21 protein-coding genes are annotated in these 20769 nt (G+C 67.7%); 11 read left to right on the top strand and 10 right to left on the bottom strand.

The features are described 5' to 3' along the window. Positions 1–62: 62 nt before the first annotated feature. From AWR35_RS06925 to ppa, 8 genes are all read right to left on the bottom strand, one after another. Positions 63–410 carry a DUF493 domain-containing protein gene (locus tag AWR35_RS06925; RefSeq protein ID WP_058575196.1) on the bottom strand — a complete coding sequence of 116 codons (348 nt, stop codon included), beginning with the start codon at positions 408–410 and terminating at the stop codon, positions 63–65. After that, complete coding sequence (locus AWR35_RS06920; protein WP_058575195.1) at positions 407–1276, bottom strand: D-amino acid aminotransferase; 870 nt, start codon at positions 1274–1276, stop codon at positions 407–409. The genes AWR35_RS06925 and AWR35_RS06920 overlap by 4 nt, the downstream gene beginning before the upstream one ends. Next, positions 1273–2445 carry a D-alanyl-D-alanine carboxypeptidase family protein gene (locus AWR35_RS06915; RefSeq protein ID WP_082663965.1) on the bottom strand — a complete coding sequence of 391 codons (1173 nt, stop codon included), beginning with the start codon at positions 2443–2445 and terminating at the stop codon, positions 1273–1275. The genes AWR35_RS06920 and AWR35_RS06915 overlap by 4 nt, the downstream gene beginning before the upstream one ends. Next, positions 2442–3236: a septal ring lytic transglycosylase RlpA family protein gene (locus tag AWR35_RS06910; protein WP_058575194.1), complete on the bottom strand. Its 795-nt coding sequence runs from the start codon at positions 3234–3236 to the stop codon at positions 2442–2444. The genes AWR35_RS06915 and AWR35_RS06910 overlap by 4 nt, the downstream gene beginning before the upstream one ends. Position 3237: 1 nt before the next feature. Continuing rightward, on the bottom strand, positions 3238–4296 hold the full coding sequence (gene mltB, locus AWR35_RS06905; RefSeq protein WP_058575193.1) for a lytic murein transglycosylase B: 1059 nt from the start codon (positions 4294–4296) through the stop codon (positions 3238–3240). Next, positions 4296–5435: a rod shape-determining protein RodA gene (rodA, locus tag AWR35_RS06900; protein ID WP_082663964.1), complete on the bottom strand. Its 1140-nt coding sequence runs from the start codon at positions 5433–5435 to the stop codon at positions 4296–4298. The genes mltB and rodA overlap by 1 nt, the downstream gene beginning before the upstream one ends. Before the next feature lie 2 nt (positions 5436–5437). Continuing rightward, positions 5438–7285 carry a penicillin-binding protein 2 gene (gene mrdA, locus AWR35_RS06895; protein WP_058575192.1) on the bottom strand — a complete coding sequence of 616 codons (1848 nt, stop codon included), beginning with the start codon at positions 7283–7285 and terminating at the stop codon, positions 5438–5440. 122 nt (positions 7286–7407) lie between these two features. Further along, positions 7408–7938, bottom strand: coding sequence for an inorganic diphosphatase (gene ppa / locus AWR35_RS06890; protein ID WP_058575191.1), 531 nt, complete (start codon positions 7936–7938; stop codon positions 7408–7410). 176 nt (positions 7939–8114) lie between these two features. On the opposite strand from ppa, the gene AWR35_RS06885 reads away from it, so the two are divergent. The 9 genes from AWR35_RS06885 (at position 8115) to AWR35_RS06845 (ending at position 17930) form a co-directional block, all read left to right on the top strand. Next, positions 8115–8777: an adenylate kinase gene (locus AWR35_RS06885; protein ID WP_058575190.1), complete on the top strand. Its 663-nt coding sequence runs from the start codon at positions 8115–8117 to the stop codon at positions 8775–8777. A gap of 10 nt (positions 8778–8787) precedes the next feature. Next, positions 8788–11094 (top strand): LPS-assembly protein LptD, encoded by a 2307-nt coding sequence (locus AWR35_RS06880; protein ID WP_058575189.1) that lies wholly within the window; start codon positions 8788–8790, stop codon positions 11092–11094. A gap of 73 nt (positions 11095–11167) precedes the next feature. Beyond that, a complete protein-coding gene (locus AWR35_RS06875; RefSeq protein ID WP_058575188.1) occupies positions 11168–12571 on the top strand; it encodes a peptidylprolyl isomerase in 1404 nt (467 codons plus the stop codon). Beyond that, positions 12537–13538: a 4-hydroxythreonine-4-phosphate dehydrogenase PdxA gene (gene pdxA / locus AWR35_RS06870; RefSeq protein WP_082663963.1), complete on the top strand. Its 1002-nt coding sequence runs from the start codon at positions 12537–12539 to the stop codon at positions 13536–13538. Before AWR35_RS06875 ends, pdxA begins: the two co-directional genes overlap by 35 nt. A gap of 2 nt (positions 13539–13540) precedes the next feature. Beyond that, positions 13541–14356, top strand: a complete 816-nt coding sequence (gene rsmA, locus AWR35_RS06865) for a 16S rRNA (adenine(1518)-N(6)/adenine(1519)-N(6))-dimethyltransferase RsmA (RefSeq protein ID WP_058575187.1) — start codon at positions 13541–13543, stop codon at positions 14354–14356. An 81-nt stretch (positions 14357–14437) separates the two neighbouring features. Then, positions 14438–15160, top strand: coding sequence for a 6-phosphogluconolactonase (pgl, locus tag AWR35_RS06860; protein WP_058575186.1), 723 nt, complete (start codon positions 14438–14440; stop codon positions 15158–15160). Then, the gene (gene apaG / locus AWR35_RS06855; protein WP_058575185.1) at positions 15157–15558 is read left to right on the top strand and encodes a Co2+/Mg2+ efflux protein ApaG; all 402 of its coding nucleotides are present in this window, start codon (positions 15157–15159) and stop codon (positions 15556–15558) included. Before pgl ends, apaG begins: the two co-directional genes overlap by 4 nt. Positions 15559–15649: 91 nt before the next feature. After that, entirely contained in the window at positions 15650–16483 is an 834-nt protein-coding gene (locus AWR35_RS06850) for a symmetrical bis(5'-nucleosyl)-tetraphosphatase (protein WP_058575184.1), read from the top strand. Between the two features lie 46 nt (positions 16484–16529). Next, a complete protein-coding gene (locus tag AWR35_RS06845; protein WP_066185088.1) occupies positions 16530–17930 on the top strand; it encodes an MFS transporter in 1401 nt (466 codons plus the stop codon). Here the strand turns inward: AWR35_RS06845 and AWR35_RS06840 are convergent. After that, the gene (locus tag AWR35_RS06840) at positions 17887–18351 is read right to left on the bottom strand and encodes a nuclear transport factor 2 family protein (RefSeq protein ID WP_082663962.1); all 465 of its coding nucleotides are present in this window, start codon (positions 18349–18351) and stop codon (positions 17887–17889) included. The two genes, AWR35_RS06845 and AWR35_RS06840, sit on opposite strands and share 44 nt — an antisense overlap. Further along, the gene (locus AWR35_RS06835; protein ID WP_058575183.1) at positions 18348–19124 is read right to left on the bottom strand and encodes an SDR family NAD(P)-dependent oxidoreductase; all 777 of its coding nucleotides are present in this window, start codon (positions 19122–19124) and stop codon (positions 18348–18350) included. The genes AWR35_RS06840 and AWR35_RS06835 overlap by 4 nt, the downstream gene beginning before the upstream one ends. Positions 19125–19235: 111 nt before the next feature. Between AWR35_RS06835 and AWR35_RS10845 the strand changes: the two genes are divergently transcribed. Both AWR35_RS10845 and AWR35_RS06825 read left to right on the top strand, forming a co-directional pair. After that, entirely contained in the window at positions 19236–20204 is a 969-nt protein-coding gene (locus tag AWR35_RS10845; RefSeq protein WP_058575182.1) for a MerR family transcriptional regulator, read from the top strand. Positions 20205–20285: 81 nt separating this feature from the next. After that, complete coding sequence (locus tag AWR35_RS06825; protein WP_058575181.1) at positions 20286–20747, top strand: PAS domain-containing protein; 462 nt, start codon at positions 20286–20288, stop codon at positions 20745–20747. Positions 20748–20769 lie beyond the last annotated feature (22 nt).

Here is a 20769-nt window from a genome sequence, read left to right as displayed (position 1 = left end):
AACGGCCAGTTTCTGAGCGCTTCCCTTTCGCCTCTGGCTTCTCCTTGATCCGGCAGGCCGGATCAGAGGCACATCTTGACGTCCGGGTGGGCCGTGACGGCACGGTAGACGTCGTCGATCTGCTTGCGCGAGGTGGCGGTGAACGTCACCTGCAGGCTGACAAAATTCCCCTTGCCGCTGTCGCGACGCGACCAGGCCGACTCCGGCAGATCACCCAGCACGCCGGCAACCGCCTGCTTGATGTCATGGATGAAGGCATCGGTGGCCGGCCCCATGATCTTGATGGGGAATTCGGTGGGAAAATCGATCAGGGTCTCGCGCTCGAGGGCGGACTCGTCCTCGGCCACGCTCGGCTTGGCGAACGGATCGCAGGCCTTGCCGTTGCCGCGGAAATGCGGATCGTCGCTCATGGGTCGCTCCGTTGTGTCTTGAGTGCCTGGAAGTGCCGGTCGAGCAGCCGAGTCACCGGGCCGACCCGCCCGGCGTGCTCGCCAGTGCCGACCGGCTCACCGTCGAGCTCGATCACCGGCCAGAGGTCCTTGGTCGAACTGGTGAGGAACACCTCGTCGGCCTCGCGCAGCGCGCCGATGCTGATGAACGACTCCTCCACGTCCACCAACCCCTCGCGCCGCACGAGGTCCAATAGCAGGCCACGCGTGATGCCCGGGAGGATACGCGGCCCGTTGGGCGCGGTGAGCAACCGCCCACCGACGACCGCGAACAGGTTGGTCGCCGCGCCTTCCATCACCAGCCCGTCACGCACCAGCACCGCCTCGTCACAGCCCTGTTCGATCGCCTGCTGGCGCGCCATGGTGTTGGGCAGCAGGTTGATGCTCTTGATGTCGCAACGCCCCCAGCGCTGGTCGGCGACGGTGATCACCCGCGCCCCGCCATCGATGCCACCCACCGGCGAAACCGTCGCCATCACGCCCGGTCGCACGCTTGCATCGGGCCAGGCATGGTCACGCTTGGCCGGCGCGCCACGGGTCACCTGCAGATAGATCGCGGCATCGGGGGCATCGACACTCTCCAGCAGCCGCTCGAAGATCGCCTGCCACTCGTCGCGGCTCAGCGGCTCGGCGATGCCGATGGCCGCAAGACTGCGCGACAGGCGCGCCATGTGCTCGTCGAGGCCGAACAGCCGCCCGGCGAAGGCGGGAATCACCTCGTAGACCCCGTCACCGAACAGATAGCCGCGATCGAACACCGAGACACAGGCCGTCTCGGTGGTACACCACTCGCCGTTCAGGTAGACGGCGCGCGGCGTCGAGGTCATTCCTCCCACCACAGCCAGAAGCTGTCGGTGACCTGCTTGACGATGCCGCCCTCGGGGTTGTCCGCCAGCGCAACCACCGGCCGCTGGGCGATGGTCTCGTCACCCAGACGGACCACCAGCTGGCCGAGCGCATCGCCCTTGTTCACCGGCGCCTCGAGGGCCGGGTCGAGCTGCAGGCTGACGGCCAGCTCGTCACGACGGCTCTTGGGCACCAGCACCGACAGATCCTGGCGCAGGCCGACCGGTGTCTGGTCGCTCTCGCCCTTGTAGACCCGCGGCGTGGCCAGCGTTTCGCCACCGTTGCGCACCTCGACCGTCTCGAAGAAGCGGAAACCGTAATTCAGCAGCGCCTCGGCCTGGTTGTTGCGAGCCTCGTCGCTTTCGGTACCCAGCACCACGGCCACCAGGCGCATGCCGTCGCGAGCGCCCGAGGTCGCCAGACAGTAGCCGGCCGCCTCGGTATGGCCGGTCTTGCCGCCGTCGACCCACTCGTTGCGGAACAGCAGTTTTTCGCGGTTGTACTGCTTGATGCCGGCGTAGGTATAGGACTTCTGGCGGAAGACCTTGTACAGGTCGGGGAACTCGTGGATCAGCTGCGAGAGCAGCGTCGCGATGTCGCGCGCGGACATCACGTGGCCGTCGGCCGGCCAGCCGGTGGGGTTCTCGAAATGGGTCTCGTCCATGCCGAGACGCTCGGCGGTGGCATTCATCTGCGCGACGAACGAGGACTCGTTGCCGCCGATGTACTCGGCCAGCGCGGTAGCCGCGTCATTGCCCGACTGGACGATCATGCCCTGCAGCAACTCGTCGACGGTGACCTGCTTGCCCACCTCGATGAACATGCGCGAACCGCCCATGCGCCAGGCCTTCTCGCTGACGGTCACCGTGTCGTCAAGACTGATGTCGCCGCTCTTGATCGCCTGGAAAGTCAGGTAGGCAGTCATCAGCTTGGTGATGCTCGCCGGCGGGACCGGCCGATCCGCATCCCGCTCCACGATGACCTGTTCGGTGGCATAGTCCAGCAGCACGTAGGAGCGTGCCGAGAGATCCGGCGCGCCGGGCGTGGGCAGGGCCGCGTGGGTCGCCGTCGCCGTCAGCGACAGCAGGGTTGCCGCCAAAAGGCCGGACAGCCATCCGCCGCGCCATGTCGTGGACAGGGCCTTGATCATTTCTTCACCACCATTCTTGCATCATGAAATCCGAGTTCGCGCAGCCGCTCGAGGGCCGCGTCCAACGCTGCGGCCGAGGCGAACGGCCCCACCCGCACGCGGGTGAGTCTGCCGTCCGAATGGCTGATCGGCGACAGCCCCGCGCGGCGCAGCCGCGCCCCGATCGCCTCGGCGTTGTCCCGGTCGCGGAACGCTCCCACCTGGACGAGCACGTCCTCGTCCCAGCCAGCCTTGGGCAATCTGGCCGCCTGCCAGTTCCCCCGGGAGTCGCTCCTGTCGGCCTGCTGGCCCGGGCCGACGACCTCGATCTCCACCGGCACGGTGCCCCGGCCGGTCATGTCGATCTTGTGGGCCGCGGCATAGGACAGGTCGATGATCCGGTCGTCGACGAAGGGGCCTCGGTCGTTGACCCGCACGATCACGCTCTTGCCGTTGTCGAGGTTCGTGACCCGGACATAGGCCGGCAGCCGCAGCGTCTTGTGGGCCGCGGTCATCTTGTACATGTCGTACGGCTCGCCGGAGGAGGTGGGCCGACCGTGGAACTTGTTGCCGTACCAGGAGGCGACGCCACGTTCGCGGAAACCGGCGTTGTTCGCCATCACGTGGTAGCGCTTGCCATGCACCGTATAGCTGGACGGATTCCCCCGCCGTGAAGGCGGTTCGGCACGCGGCTCGGCATCGGCCGTCGCGACGCGGTCCGGTGACGGGCCACTGGCACAACCGGCCAGACCCGCCCCCAGCCCGACCAGCATCGCCAGGGCAACAGGCCAGCGCCAGAGACCACCGCTCACGTCAGCCCGCCTCGCTCTCGCGACGTTGTTCGACTTTCTGTTCGATCGCCTGGGCCAGCTGCCATACGGCGGTGGCGTAAAGGACGCTGTGATTGTACCGGGTGATCACGTAGAAGTTGTTCAGCCCGACGTGATAGCGCACGTCGTCACCATCGGTGAGGGTGAACAGCATGACGTCGAAATCATCCGGCACCGGCGCGTCCGCCGGCACCGCCACACCACGCGCTCGCAATTCGGCAAGCGTCGTCTTCGGCGCGAGATCTCGGGCGCGGTTGAGCAGATCATCGACATCGGCGCCATTGATGTCGACCTCGAACATCACCGGCTCGCCCTGCCCCCAGCCGTGCTCGACGAAGTAGTTGGCGACACTGGCGAAGACATCGTGGTGGCTGTCCCACAGGTCGCGATCGCCGTCGCCGTCGCCGTCCACGGCGTAGTGGCGGTAGCTCGATGGGATGAACTGCGGCATGCCCATCGCCCCGGCATAGCTGCCCTCGGCGCGGTCCATGTCGAGATCCTCCTCGCCCGCCAGCCGGATGAACTCGATCAGCTGGCCACGGAAGAATTCGCCGCGCCGCGGGTAGTCGAAGCCGAGCGTCGCGAGGGCGTCGATCACGCGGTAGCCGCCGGTGATGCGGCCGTAGTAGGTCTCCACGCCGATGATCGCCGTGATCACGTAGGGCGAGACACCGTAGGTCGACGCCACCTCGTCGAGCAGCTCGGCGTTCTCCTGCATGAAGGCCGCGCCGCCCTCGATACGCTTGTCGGTGAGGAAGATCGGGCGGTACTCGCCCCAGGTCTTGGATTCCGCCGGGCGGGTAATCGCGTCGATGATCTTCTGCTGGTAGGCCGCCGAGCCGAGCCACTGCTCGATCTGGTCGCGTTCGACCCCCGTCTCCTCGACGGCGCGATCGACGAACGCCTGCACCTGGTCGCGTTCGAGGTAGCCGGCAGCAGCAGGCAACGAGACCATCGTTGCGGCAAGACACAGGCCGGAAAAACCCAGGATTTTCACCCCGGAGCGAAGACGGCCCAGACCGCGTTCCCATGCGTCATTCATCAACGATCGTGCCCCAGAAAACTGCGTTGCGTGCGGATGCTCATCAGCATACCCAAACCCACCATGATGGTCACCAGCGCCGTACCGCCGTAACTGAGCAACGGCAGGGGGGCACCGACCACCGGCAGCAGCCCCAGCACCATGCCGGCATTAACCAGCACGTAGACCATGAAGGTCATTGCAATCGAGGCCGCCAGCAGGCGCCCCTCGACCGACTCGGCGTGCTCGGCGATCCAGAGCCCGCGCCAGACGACGGCGAGGTACAGCACGAACAGTAGGACCAGCCCCATCAGCCCGAATTCCTCGGCATAGACCGCGAGGATAAAATCGGTGGTGCCCTCGGGCAGGAAATCGAGGTGCGATTGCGTACCCTGCAGCCAGCCCTTGCCCCAGATACCGCCCGATCCGATCGCGATCATCGACTGGATGGTGTGGTAGCCCGCCCCCAGCGGATCGCTGGTGGGGTCGAGCAGCGTCATCACCCGTTCCTTCTGGTAGGCGTGCATGACGAAGAACCACATCACCGGCATCGCTGCGGCAGCCAAGGCGAGAAACCCGCCGATGTACCACCACGACAGGCCGGCGAAGAACAGCACGAACAACCCCGAGGCCATGATCAAGAGCGAGGAGCCCAGATCCGGCTGGCCGGCGATCAGGACCGTCGGGATCATCACCGCCAGCATCGCCACGGTGACGTCCAGCGGACCGGGCGGCAGCGGCCGACGGGCAAGGAACCAGGCGATGGTCATCGGCATGGCGATCTTCATCAGCTCGGACGGCTGGAAACGGATCACCCCCAGGTCCAGCCAGCGACGCGCCCCGCCGCCCATGTCGCCCACCAGCCAGACGGCCACCAGCATCAGCACCACCATGGCGAACAGCCACGGAGCCACGGCGAAGAACCAGCGCTGCGGGATCTGCGCGACCACCAGCATCAGACCGAAGCCGAGCGCGAGGCGCACCACGCTGCGCTCCACCCAGGCATCGCTCTGCTCGGCGGCGGAATAGCCTGCCACCACGCCGATCACCGCGATCAGGGCGACGAAGAACAGCAGGATCGGATCGAGCTTGAACACCGACTGCAGGGTGCCGCCCAGGCGCTGACTCAGTGGCGTGGATTGCAGGCGATCGGTAGCCATCGTCAGTCCCCGTACTCGGAAAATTCCGGCTGCACGTCGGCATCCGGTGTCACATCGAACCAGAAGTCCATCACCTTGCGCGCAATCGGCGCAGCCGTCCCCGAGCCGCTACCGCCGTGCTCGGCGATCACGGCCACGGCAAGCTTCGGATCATCGAACGGCGCGAAACCGACGAACAGGGCGTGGTCGTGCAGACGACGCTCCAGCTCCTCGGCATCGTATTCCTCGTCCTGGGCGACAGAGAACACCTGCGCGGTGCCCGTCTTGCCCGCGATCGGGTACGGCGCCTCGATCTTGTGCGCGGTGCCGCGCTTGTGCCCCACCACGGCCCGCATCGCCTCGCGGGCCCGATCCCAGTAGTCGTCCTTTTCCAGATCCAGGCGGTCACGCGGCTCACGCGGCTGGTCGAACGACGCGACCAGCCAGGGGGCGTGACGCACACCGGAAAGCGCCAGGGTCGAGGTCATGTCGGCCAGCTGCAGGATGGTCGAGAGCATGTAGCCCTGACCGATGCCGGCAATGACGGTCTCGCCGGGAAACCAGACCTGCTGCTTGACCCGCTGCTTCCAGTCCCGCGACGGCACCAGGCCGGATGCCTCGTTGGGCAGATCGATACCGGTCTTCCGCCCCAGACCGAAATCGGTCAGAAACTCGTGCATCCGGTCGATGCCCATGCGGTAGGCGAGGTCGTAGTAATAGACGTCGACCGAGCGGTAGACCGATTCCTTGAAGTCGACCCAGCCGTGGCCCCACTTGCGCCAGTCGCGATAGCGGTGCTCGTTGCCGGGGATCTGGTAGTACGGACCGGCGAAGAACGGCTTGTCGGGATCGAGCAGGTCGTACTGCATGCCCGCCAGCCCCATCACCGGCTTGATCGTCGACCCCGGCGGGTAGGTCGCGGTGACGGCGCGGTTGTAGAGCGGCCGGTCGGGATCGGTGAGCAGACGCTGGTAGTCCTTGTGACTGATGCCGTCGACGAACAGATTGGGATCGAACGACGGCCGGGACACCAGGGCCCGGACCGCCCCGTCGCGGGGGTCCTCGGCGACCACGGCGCCGGAATATTCGCCCAGCGCGGCGGCGGCCACGCCCTGAAGCCCGACATCGATGGTAAGAGCGATGTCCTTGCCCGGCACCGGGCGGACCGTCTCCAGCACCTTGACCTCGCGCCCCAACGCGTCGACCTCGACCACCCGGTAACCGGGTTCGCCGTGCAGACGATCCTCGTACTGGCGCTCGATGCCAGTCTTGCCGACGTATTGCGTGCCCTGATAGGCGTCCGGGTCGAGCCGCTTGACGTCCTCGGCATTGATCCGCCCGACGTAGCCGACCACGTGGGCCATCAGCTCCCGGTACGGATAGACCCGCTTGAGACTCGAGACGATCTCGGTGCCGCGCAGCCAGGGCTTCAGACGAGCGACGCGGGCGCGCTCCACCTCGTCCAGATCGGCCTTGACCAGGACCGGGTCGAATCGCCGACCCACGCGGATGCGCTCCTCGAGCGCCTCGATCGCGCGCTGATCCAGGTCAAGCACGCGGGCGAGCAGGTCGAGCTCGGCGGCGACATCGCGGCTGTGCTCGGGAGTGATCTGGACCTGGTAGGTGGCAACGTTGTCGGCCACCACCTCGCCGTTCGCGTCGAAGATCCGGCCGCGCTCCGGCGGCAGCACGACCACCCGGGTGCGGTTCTTCTCCGCCTTGGCCTGGTAGTACTCGTGCTGGGCGATCTGGAGCCAGGCCGCCCGCCCCAGCAACGTGAGCACGACCAGCAACGACACCAAGGCGGCGAACAGGATTCGCCGTCGGAACAGGCGCCGGGCCCGGCCGTGGTCGTGAAGCCGATCTAGCATGCGCGCAGGGTCGCCGTGGTCATGGGGTCAACGCAATAACGGCCGGCGACCCACTCCCGGGGGAGCGGGCCAACCGGCCGCGCCGTCTGGTACGGCCGGGAGGACACCGACCGTCACCGGCCTTATTCCTGCTCGTGGCGGGCGATCGAGTCCTCGATCTCCTTGCAGGCGGCGGCCTTGTCGGCAAAGCCCTTGCACTCGACCCACTTGCCCGGCTCGAGCGCCTTGTACTGCTCGAAGAAGTGCTGGATCTGCTCGAGCAGGAACCCCGGCAGGTCCTCGACCTTCTGGACGTCGTGGTAGTGCGGGGTGAGCTTGTCGTGCGGCACGGCGATGATCTTCGCGTCGACGCCCGATTCGTCGGTCATCTCGAGCATGCCCACCGGACGGGCACGGATGACCGAGCCCGGCTGCAGCGGCAGCGGCGCGACCAGCATGACATCGACCGGATCGCCGTCGTCGGACAGCGTCTGCGGGATGAAGCCGTAGTTGGTCGGGTAGTACATCGAGGTCGCCATGAAGCGATCGACCAGCAGCGCGCCCGAATCCTTGTCGAGCTCGTACTTGACCGGCACGCCCTGCACCGGGATCTCGATGACGACGTTGACGTCTTCCGGCGGGTTCTTGCCGGCGGGGATTTTGGACAGGTCCATGAAATCAGCCTCGATTGATTGCGTGTCGATTTGAGCGGATAAAAACCGTGATATTGCGGCAAGCGCGAGGCAAGCCGCGGCGTTTTCGATATGATACCGTTTTTCGCCGGTCGACCGGAGCCCCGGTCATGCATTCGGTCGGCAAAAACCCACGGCTATCAAGATCAAGTAACACCATGCGAATCGTACTTTTGGGCGCCCCCGGCTCGGGCAAGGGCACGCAGGCGGCACAACTGGTCGAGCACTACCAGGTTCCCCAGATTTCCACCGGCGACCTGCTGCGCGCGGCAGTCGCGGCCGGCACCGAACTGGGACTCAAGGCCAAGGCGGCGATGGACGAGGGCCAGCTGGTCAGCGACGACATCGTGCTGGGCATGATCCGCGAGCGTCTGGCCCAGCCGGACACCGAGCGCGGCTTCATCCTCGATGGCTTCCCGCGCAACATCGCGCAGGCCGAAGCGCTCGACACCATGCTCGAGGAGCTGGAGCGTCCGCTGGAACTGGGCATCCTCCTGGACGTGCCGCTGGACAAGCTGATGAAGCGCCTGACCGGCCGCATGACCTGCAAGGAATGCGGCGCGGTCTTCAACCGCTACACCAATCCGCCGGGCAAGGACCACCAGTGCGACAACTGCGAGCACGAACTGGTTCAGCGCAACGACGACAACGAGGAAACCGTGCGTCGTCGCCTGGAGGTCTTCCAGGAACAGACGGCCCCGCTGGTGGAATACTACGAGCGTGACGGGCGACTGGCCCGAATCGACGGCGAGCGGGAGATCGACCAGATCGCGGCCGACTTCCGCAAGATCCTCGATCCCATCGCCCCGTCCGAGTCCTGAGTCGCAGCCGATGCGGTCAAGGACGACACGCAAGCCACTGGCGACGGCCGTTGCCGCCGCGCTGGGACTGATCCCGGCGCTCGGCGCGATCCAGCCGAGTGACGCCCTCGCCGCCGACCGCGGCGAGTACGCACTCTGCCCCGTTTTCGGCCCCGAGCGCCCGGACTACACGCCTCTGCCGACCGGCAGCCCGGGAAAGGCCGCGGCTGATCGCGCCCAATACGGCAGCGACGGCACGGTGACGCTCTCCGGTGATGCGGTAATCGACGAACCGGGACGCCGGGTACGTGGCGAGGAACTGCTCTACCAGCAGCAGGATGCCGTGGTGACCGCCGAGGGCGATATCTGGCTGCAAACCGCCGACCTGGCCGTGCAGGCGGAACGGGGCGAACTGAATCTCGACAGCGATGCCGGGCGACTGGAACGCGCGCGCTACTGGATCGAAAGCCGTCATCTCTCCGGCGTGGCCGACACCATCGTCCAGCAGGACCGTCAGCGCTATCGGCTCGACCGAGCGACCTTCTCCACCTGCCCGGCCGGCAAACGCGACTGGGAAATCCGCGCCGAGGAGATCGCACTCGATCGGGAGACCGGCCGCGGCGAGGCCTGGCACACCACGCTGCGCGCCGGCGGCGTGCCGGTGTTCTACGCGCCGTACCTCAACTTCCCCATCGACGATCGTCGCCAGAGCGGCTTTCTCTACCCAACCCTGGGCAGCAGTACCGAAGGCGGCTTCGAATACGCCCAGCCGTACTACTGGAACATCGCGCCCAATCTCGATGCCACGCTCACGCCGACGCTCATGACCAAGCGCGGCCTGGGCCTCGGCGGCCAGGTCCGTTGGCTGCACCGATTCGGCGAGGCGGACCTCGGCCGCGACCAGCTCGATTTCTTCTACCTGCCGGACGACCGTGCCGACGGCGGTTCGCGCTGGTCGCTGGGCCTGGACAGCCAGGGACGAATCAACCCGGACCTCGACTACCGCGTCGACATCAACCGGGTGTCCGATGACGAGTTCCTGCAGGACTTCTCGACCAACCTCGACCAGTCGACCGCCAGCCACCTCAAGAGCGACGCGCAGCTGAACGGCCGTGCCGGCAGCTGGAATCTCGGCCTGCTGGCGCGCCAGTGGCAGACGATCAACCCGGATCTGAGCGAACGCCTGTACCCGTACCGCATCATGCCGCGACTGACGGCCAGCAACCGCTTCGGTCTCGGCGAGTGGGGCGAACGTCTCGCACCATCGCTGGGCGTGCGCGCCGACGTGACGCGCTTCACCCACCCGTCCGACCTGCGGGTGGCGGGCGACCGCGCCCATGCGGCCATCGATCTTGGTCAGACGTTCTCCGAGAGCTGGTATCAGCTGCGCCCCGAGGTCTTGCTCGACGCCACCGGCTATCAGCTGGACGAACAGCGCGCCCCCACCGCCGACCGCTACGACAGTGACGCCACGCGGGTGGTGCCGCTATCCAGCATCGACGGCCGCCTGTTCCTCGAGCGCGGCTACGGCGAGACCGGTCGTTACCGCGCCCTGCTCGAACCGCGGCTCTACTACCTCTACGTGCCGTACCGGGACCAGGACGACATCCCGGTATTCGACACCGGCCTGCGCACCCTCAGTTACAGCGAGCTGTTCCGCCCCAACCGCTTCTCCGGCGGCGATCGGGTGGCCGACGAGAATGCCCTGACCTACGGCCTCTCCTGGTCGCTGCTCGACACCTACCAGGGCATCATGCCGCTGTCGCTGCGTGTCGCCCAGCGCTACCGTTTCGAGGCCTCCGAGACCACGCTGCCCAACCGCCCGTATACCGCCGAGGAGGCGGGCGGCTCGGCCGTGCTCGCCGAGGTCTACAGCGACGTCACCCGTCACTGGAACGGCTCGTTCACCGCCGAATACGACACCGACCGCGAGACGCTGGCTCGCTCGCAGACCCGCATCGGCTACCGGGGCGAGAACAATCGCATCCTCAACCTGTCCTACTTCACCCGCGATGCCGAGATCGGTACGGACAACGACTACCAGCAGGGCGACGTGTCGTTCGCCTGGCCGGTCACGCAACGCTGGTCGCTCCTGGGTCGCGTCGGTTACGACTTCGACAACGAGCAGATCGTCCAGTCCCTGCTCGGCGTCGGCTACGAGTCCTGCTGCTGGTCGGCGCGCCTGGCATTGAAGCGCTACATCGTGCGCCCGGACGCCGGCTTCGACCCGAATGAGGCCGAATACAGCAACGCGGTGATCTTCCAGATCGAACTCAAGGGCCTGGGCGGCTTCGGCGGCAACCAGTTCCGCAACGACATCCTCGGCTTTCGCCCCTGATCCGCTCGGTGGCGCGGATACGTTATGATCGCCCCGTTCGCCCATTGAACCCGTCGCAACAGCGAGTAGATCCATGCCTTTCCTGCACGCCCTGACAACCCGTCGACCGACGACCCTGCTGGCCGCCCTGCTGCTGGTCTGCGCCCCGCTGACCCAGACCGTGGCGCAAAGCGAACCGACTGCCGGGCAGACCCGGGGCATGGAAGGCTTCCAGCCGCTCGACCGCATCGTGGCCGTCGTCAACGAGCGCGTGATCACGCAGCGCGAGCTCGAGGCCGAAGTGGCCCAGCTCGGCGGCCAGGTCGACTTGGCGTCGATGGGGCCGGCCGAACGCCAGCGCCTCGCCGCGCGCGTGCTCGACCGGATGATCACCGAGGCGGCCATGCTCGAACGGGCGAAGAAGATCGGCATCCAGATCGACGACACTCGCCTGAACCAGGCTCTCGGCGGCATCGCCGCCCGCAACGGCATGAACCTCTCGCAACTGCGCCAGGCGGTGATCCGTCAGGGGCAGGACTGGGCGGCCTTCCGCGACAACATCCGCGAGCAGATGATCATCGAGGAGCTGCAGAAGCGCGAGGTCTACAGCCAGATCAACGTCTCCGACCGCGACATCGACGACTACATCGAGCAGCGCACCGGCGCGCCGGCCGAGCAGACCGAATACCGGCTGGCACAGATCCTCGTCTCGGTGCCCGAGAACGCCTCGCCCGAGGCCGTCGAATCCGCCCGGGAGCGCGCCGAGTCGATCCGCGACGAGCTGCGTGACGGCGCCGATTTCGCTCGGGTCTCGGCCGAACGCTCCGATGCCCTGAACGCCGAGGAAGGCGGCGATCTCGGCTGGCGTGAACCGGCCCGGATCCCGTCGCTGTTCCTGCCGGCGGTCCAGGAGCTTGAGGCCGGCCAGGTGAGCGACATCATCCGCAGCCCCAACGGCTTCCACCTGGTCAAGGTGATCGACACGCGCACCACCACCGGTGGTGCCGACGTCACCCAGTACCGCGCCGAGCACGTCCTGCTTCGTCCGCAGGGTGACCGCGACCCGGCGGCCACCCGCGAACTGGCGCAGGAGCTGCGCGAGCGCATCGCCTCGGGCGAGACGTCGTTCGGCTCGATCGCCCGCGAATTCTCCGACGATCCGGGATCGGCCCGGCGCGGCGGCGACCTTGGCTGGGTGAACCCCGACGAGATGGTCCCGGCCTTCGCCCGCATACTCGAGTCGGTCGACGTCGGCGAACTCAGCCCGGTCTTCGAGAGCCAGTTCGGCTTCCACTTCCTGCGGGTCAACGACACGCGCCGCCAGCAGGTCTCCGGCGAGTCGCTGCGCGACCAGGCCCGCAACGCCATCGGCGAGCGCCGCGCGGACGAGGAACTGACCAAGTACATCCGCCGCCTGCGCGCCGAGGCCTATATCGAGAACCGCCTCACCGGCACCGTCAGCGATGCCCGTGGCCAGCGTGCGCTTGGTCGTCAGTAGCGGCGAACCGGCCGGTATCGGCCCGGACCTGCTGCTCGCGCTCGCCGCCGACCCGGCCTTCCGTCCGCCGGCCGAGCTGGTGGTGCTCGGTGACCGCGACGTGTTCGCCGCCCGGGCCGCCGCGCTCGACCTGCCGTTCGACTGGCCGGATGCCGCCCCGGACGCATCGGCCGAGCCGGGCTTTCGCTTCCGCCACCTGCCCGTCCGGGCACCGGTCACACCGGGCCGGCTCGATCCGGCCAACGCCCGCCACGTGCTCGACATGCTCGACCACGCCGCCGACGGCTGCCGGGCCGGCGACTACGCCGGGCTGGTCACCGCCCCGCTGCACAAGGGCGTGATCAACGACGCCGGCATCCCGTTCACCGGCCACACCGAATACCTCGCCGAACGGGTCGGCGGCACACCGGTGATGATGCTGGTGGCCGGCAGCCTGCGCGTCGCGCTCGCTACCACCCACCTGCCGCTGACCCAGGTGCCGGCCGCGATCACCGGCGATGTGCTGACGACCGTGATCGAGACGCTCCATGCGGCAATGGCCGAGTGGCTGGGCAAGTCGCAGCCTCGCCTGCTGGTCGCCGGACTCAACCCGCACGCCGGCGAGTCCGGCCACCTCGGCGACGAGGAGATTCGGGTGATCGGCCCGACGCTTGAGGCGTTGCGGGCGCGCGGCATCCAGGCGATCGGCCCGCTGCCGGCCGACACGCTGTTCACGCCCCGCCATCTCGACGGCGCCGATGCCGTGCTGGCGATGTACCACGACCAGGGCCTGCCGGTGCTGAAATATGCCGGCTTCGGCCGGGCGGTCAACGTGACCCTCGGCCTGCCGATCATCCGCACGTCGGTGGACCATGGCACCGCCCTGGATCTGGCAGGCTCGGGCCGCGCCGAGCACGGTTCGCTCGCCGCCGCCATCGAGCTCGGCGCCGAGCTGGCCGAGCGCCAAGCCCAGCACAGGGCCGCCTGAGCATGGCACGCGGCATCCAGGACGGCCACCGGGCCCGCAAGCGCTTCGGCCAGAACTTCCTGGTCGATCCGGGCGTGATCGAACGCATCCTGGCGGCCATCCCGCCGGCCGGCGACCTGGTCGAGATCGGCCCCGGCCTCGGCGCACTGACCCTGCCGCTGGCCGCCCGCGGCAACCGGGTGGTGGCGATCGAGCTTGATCGCGACGTGATCACCCGGCTGCGCGTCAAGGCCGACGCCGAAGGCGCCGGACAGCGGGTCGAGATCGTCCCGCAGGACGCCCTGCGGCTCGACCTGGCGGCACTGGCCGAGTCCACCGGACTCACACCCCCGCTGACCATCGTCGGCAACCTGCCCTACAACATCGCCACCGCGCTGATCACGCGGCTGCTCGCCCAGGCCGATCGGATCGACGAGATGGTGTTCATGGTGCAAAAAGAGGTCGCCGACCGCCTCGCCGCCGATCCCGGCGATTCCGCCTACAGCCGGCTGAGCGTGCTGGTGTCCGCCCAGGCCGAGGTCGAGCACCTGTTCGACGTGCCGCCCTCGGCCTTCAATCCGCCCCCCAAGGTGGACTCAAGCATCATCCGGATCACCCCGCGTAGTGAACCGGCCATCCCCCCGGCGGACTGGCCTCGCTTCGAGAAGCTGGTCACCGCCGCCTTCACCCAGCGGCGCAAGACCCTGCGCAACAACTTGAAACCCCTGATGTCAGCGTCAACAATTGAAGCGTCGGGAATCGACCCGTCGCTGCGCGCCCAGGCCCTGGACATACCCGAGTTCCTGACGCTCGCCCGATTGATCGATTCGACCGACTGACGCCCCGGCCGTGTCGGGGCGATTGCGTGCCGCCCCACGCGGCCGCCGTAACCACTGACATCCGCAACTCACGGGACGGCCATGTCCGCCAACGCCGAATTCCATCCGAGCGAAACCCCGGAGGCGACGTTCGTCGCTTGCGCCGACTGGCTGGTCGAGTGCTTGTCCGAGGCGATCCGAATGCGAGGCGTGGCCCGCATTGCCCTGGCCGGAGGCAGCACGCCGCGCCGGCTCTATCAACTGCTCGCCAACCGCTACCGCGGCGCGCTCGAGTGGCAGCGGGTCGAGTTCTACTTCGGCGACGAACGCAACGTGCCGCTCGACCACCCGAACAGCAATTTCCGCATGGCGCGCCAGTCCCTGTTCGAACCCCTCGGGATCCACCCGCACCGCACCTTCCCGATGATCTCGGACCAGCAACGCGATCCGCAGCGCGATGCCGAGGCCTACGAGGACACGCTGCGCAGATGGACGGCCGGCCGCGTCCCGCGCTTCGACGTGACCCTGCTGGGACTGGGCAGTGACGGCCATTTCGCCTCGTTGTTTCCGGATACCGAGGCACTTTCGGAGCGCACGCGCCTGGCGGTGGTCAACCCGGTGCCCAAGCTGCACGGCCATCGCCTGACCCTGACCTTCCCGGTGTTCGAGGCCGCCCGCGAGGCGGTGTTCCTGGTGACGGGGGGCAGCAAGCAGACAGCCTTGGCACGCATCCGGGAAGGACACGACCAGCTGCCCGCCGAGCGCCTGGCCAGCACGCGCCCGACCCACTGGTTCGTCGACCAGGAGGCCTACGGTTCGTCATGACACCCGTGGCTTCCCGACTCGCCGAGCAGATCCGGATTCGCCCGCGCGCCGTGTTCGTGCCCGAACACAGCGACATCGCGGCACACCGTTTCGCCTTCGGCTACGAGATCGTGATCGAGAACGACAGCGACCGCGCCGTCACGCTGACCGACCGCCACTGGGTAATCGACCATGGCAACGGCTGCCTCAAGGAAGTCCGTGGCGAAGGCGTGGTCGGACAGCAACCACACATCCTCCCCGGCGATCGCTACGCCTACCGGTCCGGAGCGGTGATCGAATCGCCGGCCGGCCGCATGCGCGGCGATTACGGCTTCGTCAGCGACAGCGGCGAGAGCTTTCGCGTGGCGATCCCCGGTTTCGATCTGATCGCCCCGGCTGCCTTCCGCCACATCCACTGAGTGTCACCGTGACGCAATTGACTGCGCCCGAACGGGTTTTGGGTGCTAGCATCCCCGGTTTTCCACACACGTCACGGACCCCATACCCCGCATGGCCACATACGCGATCGGTGACCTTCAAGGCTGCCTCGACCCGCTCGAATCCCTGCTCGAGCAGGTCCGATTCGACCCGGCCGACGACCGCATCTGGTTCGTCGGCGATCTCGTCAACCGTGGCCCGCAATCCCTCGAGGCACTGCGTTTCGTCCGCGACCTCGGCGATCGCGCCATCACGGTGCTGGGCAACCACGACATCCACCTGCTGGGCTGCCGATTCGGCACGCGCAGCGTCCGTGGCCGCGACACGCTCGAACCGATCCTCGAGGCCGAGGACGGCGACGAGCTGATCGAGTGGCTGCGCCGCCAGCCGCTGCTGCATCATGACCCGGCTCTCGACTGGACACTGGTGCATGCGGGCATCCATCCGCACTGGACGCTGGAGCAGGCAGAGGCGGCCGCACGAGAGACCGAAGCGGCCATGCGTGGCAACCAGCCGGAGGCCTTCTTCGGCGCCATCTTCGGCAACGGGAGCGATCACCCGGACGGAAATCCGACCCCGATCGACCGCCAGCGGTTCGCGATCAACGTGTTCACGCGCATGCGCTACTGCCATGCCAACGGCCGGCTCGACTTCGACGAAAAGCGTCCGCCCGCGGATGCCGCCGCCGAGCTGACACCATGGTTCGCCCTGCCCGGGCGCGCCATGACCGACCGGCGCATCGTCTTCGGTCACTGGTCCACGCTCGGCCCGGCCATGCCCCGACACAATGCCTGGGGTATCGACCAGGGCTGCCTCTGGGGCCACCAGCTCACGGCACTGCGCCTGGAGGACGAGGCGCTGTTCGCCGTCGACTGCCCGGCCGCCCAGACACCGCGCACGAAATGATCGCAGCTGCCCGCCCCTCCACGCCGGCCGACCACGCGGGAGCGCGATGATGCTCAGCATGGTGTTCTCGGTGCAGTCGCTGCTGGCCGGCATGGGCGTCCTGCTGGCCGGTTCCGGCCTGCTGGCCACGCTGCTGGGCCTGCGCGCGGCGGAGGAAGGCTTCTCCGACGGCACCATCGGCCTGGTGATGTCGGCCTTCTACGTCGGCTACGTGCTGGGCACGATCACCGTGCCCGCGATGATCCGCCGTGTCGGCCACATCCGCACCTTCGCCGCGCTGGCCGCCATCTCCTCGGCCGCCGCCATCATCCACGGGCTGTGGGTCGACCCCTGGGTGTGGATGGGGCTGCGACTGGTCAACGGCGTGACCCTGCTGGGCCTGTACATGGTGATCGAGAGCTGGATCAACGAGAAGGTCACCAGCCACCGTGGCCAGGTCTTCGGCGTGTACATGATGGTGAGCCTGTTCGCCTATGGCGCGGGGCAGTTCCTGATCGGGCTGTACGGTCCGATGGACGTGTCGACCTTCGCGATCGTCGGACTGCTGTTCTCGCTGGGCCTGGTGCCAGTGGCGCTCACCCGCGTGAGCCAGCCGCCACCGATGGAGACGGCGCGGCTGCCGCTGCTGGAACTGTTCCGCCTCGCCCCCACCGGCGTGATCGGCGCAGCGGTATCGGGAACGATCACCGGGACGATCTACGGCATGGCCGCCGTCTACGCCAGCCGCGTCGGGCTACCGGATACGCAGGTGGCCACCTTCGTCGCCGCGATCATCGTCGGCGGCGGGCTGCTGCAATGGCCCATCGGCAGGCTGTCCGACGGCCGGGACCGGCGCTACGTGCTGATCGTGATCTCGGCAATCGGCGCCGCCTTCTCGATCCTGCTGGCCCTGCAGGACTGGTTCCCCGGCTGGAGCCTGTTCGCGCTGGCGCTGGTCTTCGGCGGCTTCTCGTTCTCGCTGTACGCGATCAGTGTCGCGCAGACCAACGACCGGCTGTCGAGCGACCAGGTGCTCGAGGGCACACGTGGGCTGCTGATGGTCAACGGCGCCGGCTCGGTGGTCGGACCGATGGTCTCCGGCGCGGCGATGGGCTGGTTTGGCGCCGCCGGTTTCCCGCTGTTCGTTCTCGCCGCGCTGGTCGCCATGATTGGCCTGATCTTCTGGCGCATCCTGATCGACGAGCCGGTACCGGACGATGAACGGGGCGACTACGTCTTCACCCACCGCACCTCCGCCGCCGGCGCGGAGCTCGACCCCCGTTCCGGCGAAGGGGAGGACGGCGGCCACGCGCCCCGTTCCGAACACGTTAGCGATGCCGAACCGCCGATCTACGAGCCCGATCCGGCCTGGGAAGACTACGAGGGCCCGCCGGGGGCGATCGACGAGCCGGACGCGGAGCGGGTCAGCGACCGTCGCGCGCCACCGGCGCGGCCAGACGACGTCTGATGCGCCGCAGCAGCCAGCCGAGAACCGGCACGCGCTCGTAGAGCTGGGCGGCCGGGTCCCAGTAGTCGACGTGGGCAGCAACCCGCCCGTCCGGTGCCAGCGTCAGTTCCGACATGCCCTCGATCACCAGATCGGTGGACGAGTCGTCGCAGGTCATCCGCCAGCGCAGCAGGGCGTGCTGACCGTCCACCGCGCGGGCGAACACCTGAAATCGCATGCCGGGGCAGTGCTCGAACCCGTGGGCGAAGACCCCGCGGATCGCCTCGATGCCATGCACGTCGTTGAACGGGTCGACGAAGCGCGCCTCGGGCGTCAGCACGGCATCGAGCGCGGCCAGATTGTCGACCCGCAACGTCTCCATCACCGCCACGTAGCGCTCCACCGCCGCCTGAAGATTGAGGCTGCGACCGGGCAGGGTCATTGGCCGGGCTCCTTGAGCATCCGCCGGGTCAGGGCGAAATAGAGCCGGTAGGGCAGCAGCCGCAGCCCCTTCATCACCCAGCCGAAGCCACGCGGAGCGAGGATCTCGAACCCGTCGCGTTCGAGACCGCGGGCGATCTGCTCTGCGGCTTGAACCGGCTCGATGCGCCCCGGCATGGCGAAGTCGTTCTTGTCAGTCAGCCGCGTGCGGACGAACCCCGGATTGATCACCCGGATGGCCACCCCGGCGCGCTGGAACTCCGGGCGCAACGACTCGGCCAGGTTGATCATCGCCGCCTTGCTCGCCCCATACGGCGCGGCATAGGGCAAGCCGCGGTAACCGGCCACGCTCGCCGTCAGAACGATCTCGCCCTTGCCGCGCCCGACGAACGCCTCGCGCATGGCTTCGATGCCGTTGACCGCACCAAGAAAATTGACCCGCATGAGCCGCTCGAACAGTGCCGGGTCGAAGTCGGCCAGCCCCATGGGTTCGTAATCGCCGGCATTGAGGATGATCGAGTCCGGCACGCCCCAGTGCTCGATCAACCGGTCACGCGCCTCGATCAGGGCGTCGAGACGGGTGACATCGACGGTCAGCGCCAGCACACGCTCCGGATCCCGGGCTGACCGCTCCTCGAGCCGCGCCTGATCCCGCGCCGAGATCGCCACCCGATGGCCACGGGCCACCAGCTGGTCGACCAGTGCGGCACCGATGCCGCTACTCGCCCCGACGAGCCAGTAGGTGCGCGCGGGGCCCCGTTTTCCAATCGCCATGGCGTCTCTCCCGTAATGATTGCCGGCACGGCCGTCACGCGAGCGTAGCCCAGGACTGCTACAATATCGATGCACAACTTGTACACCACTCGACCTGCTGCAGGTGGCGCCTTGTCAACGATCGAATCCAAACACAGCGATAGCGAAAGTCAGGCTCTGCTGCCCATTCGTTCGGTCTCGCAGATCACCGGTGTCAATCCGATTACGCTGCGCGCCTGGGAGCGTCGCTACGATCTGATTCGCCCCACGCGCACGCCCGCTGGCCACCGCCTGTACAGCCAGCAGGACATTCGCACCATCCAGCGCATCCAGGAGCTGGCCGAAAGCGGCATGGGCTTCGCCCAGATCGCACTGGTGCTCGACCAGGAAAGCCAGAAACCCGCCCCCGAGGCCCGGCGGGAGCCGCCCCCGGAACCGGCATCGACGACCGCCCCTCCCCGCTCGCTTCTCGACCGGGTGATCCGTGCGGCGATGGATCTCGACCCGGCCGAACTGCGGGCCGCCGAAGCCACCGCGCTGATGTGGCTGACGCCCGAAGACTACTTGCGTGACGTGCTGATCGAGGCACTGGCGCAACTCGAGGCCCGCACCGCCTGGCCGGATCGCGACCTGGGGCTGGTCTGGCTGTCGGAGTACGTGAAAGGTCGCGCCGACTGGGTGGCCGACGCCCCGGGGCAGAGCACCTCGCCGGTCGTCGTGGTCGACAACCTCGTCCCTGGCCGAGCCTTCTCCGCCGGCGCCCTGCGGCTGTTTGCCGCGCTCCACGACGACCGCCTCCACGTGCGGCTGCTGCCCACCGGGCTGAGCGAATCCCAGCGCGAACAGATGGTGCGCCGCTGGGACGCCCGGGCCTGGGTCCGACTGGGCACCGGCGACAGCCCGCGCCCCACGGCCCGACGGGCAGGCGCTCACGTATTCTGGTGCGACCTGCCTCTGCTGGAACCCCGCAGCGATGGCGAGGTGGCCAACTTCATGCAGCGCTGGCGCCAGGTGGTCGAGGACGATATCCAGCTGTGCCGAGAACAGGTCGCCAGCGCTCTGGGCCGCGCCGACACCACGCAGCAGCCCACGCGCCACTGACGACCCGCCGTCCTGTAGCGACACTCCCGTCTGTGTCACAATGATCCGACCCACCCAGCCCCACAGGAGATCCAGACCTCGATGCTGGATGCGAATCTGCTCAAGAAGGCGGTGAACGCCTCCACGGACGGGATCGTGATTGCCGAGCAGGAAGGCTCGGACAACATCCTGATCTACGCCAACCGGGCCTTCGAGGAACTGACCGGCTACCCGGAAGAGGAAATCCTCTACCAGGACTGCCGCTTCCTGCAGGCCGGCGATCGCGACCAGGCCCCGCTCGCCGAGGTGCGCGAGGCGATCCGCGGCGGTGACTCCACCCGGGTGGTGCTGCGCAACTACCGCAAGGACGGCAGCCTCTTCTGGAACGAGCTGTCGATCACCCCCGTCTTCAATGACGACGACCACCTCACCTACTTCATCGGCATCCAGCGCGACGTTACCGAACTGGTCCGCATGCGTGAGGAAAACGACCGCCTGCGCGAGCGGGTAGCCGAGCTCGAAGCCCGGCTCGCGGGCGAAAAACCGGATCACGGCGACGCGTGACCGGCTTGTCAGGAACCCGGCA

Origin of the sequence: Guyparkeria sp. WRN-7, assembly GCF_001641825.1 — a bacterium.
In the GTDB taxonomy this organism is placed as follows: Bacteria; Pseudomonadota; Gammaproteobacteria; order Halothiobacillales; family Halothiobacillaceae; genus Guyparkeria.
The sequence above is the reverse complement of the archived record's forward strand: the minus strand, read 5'-3'. Positions and strand labels throughout refer to the sequence as shown.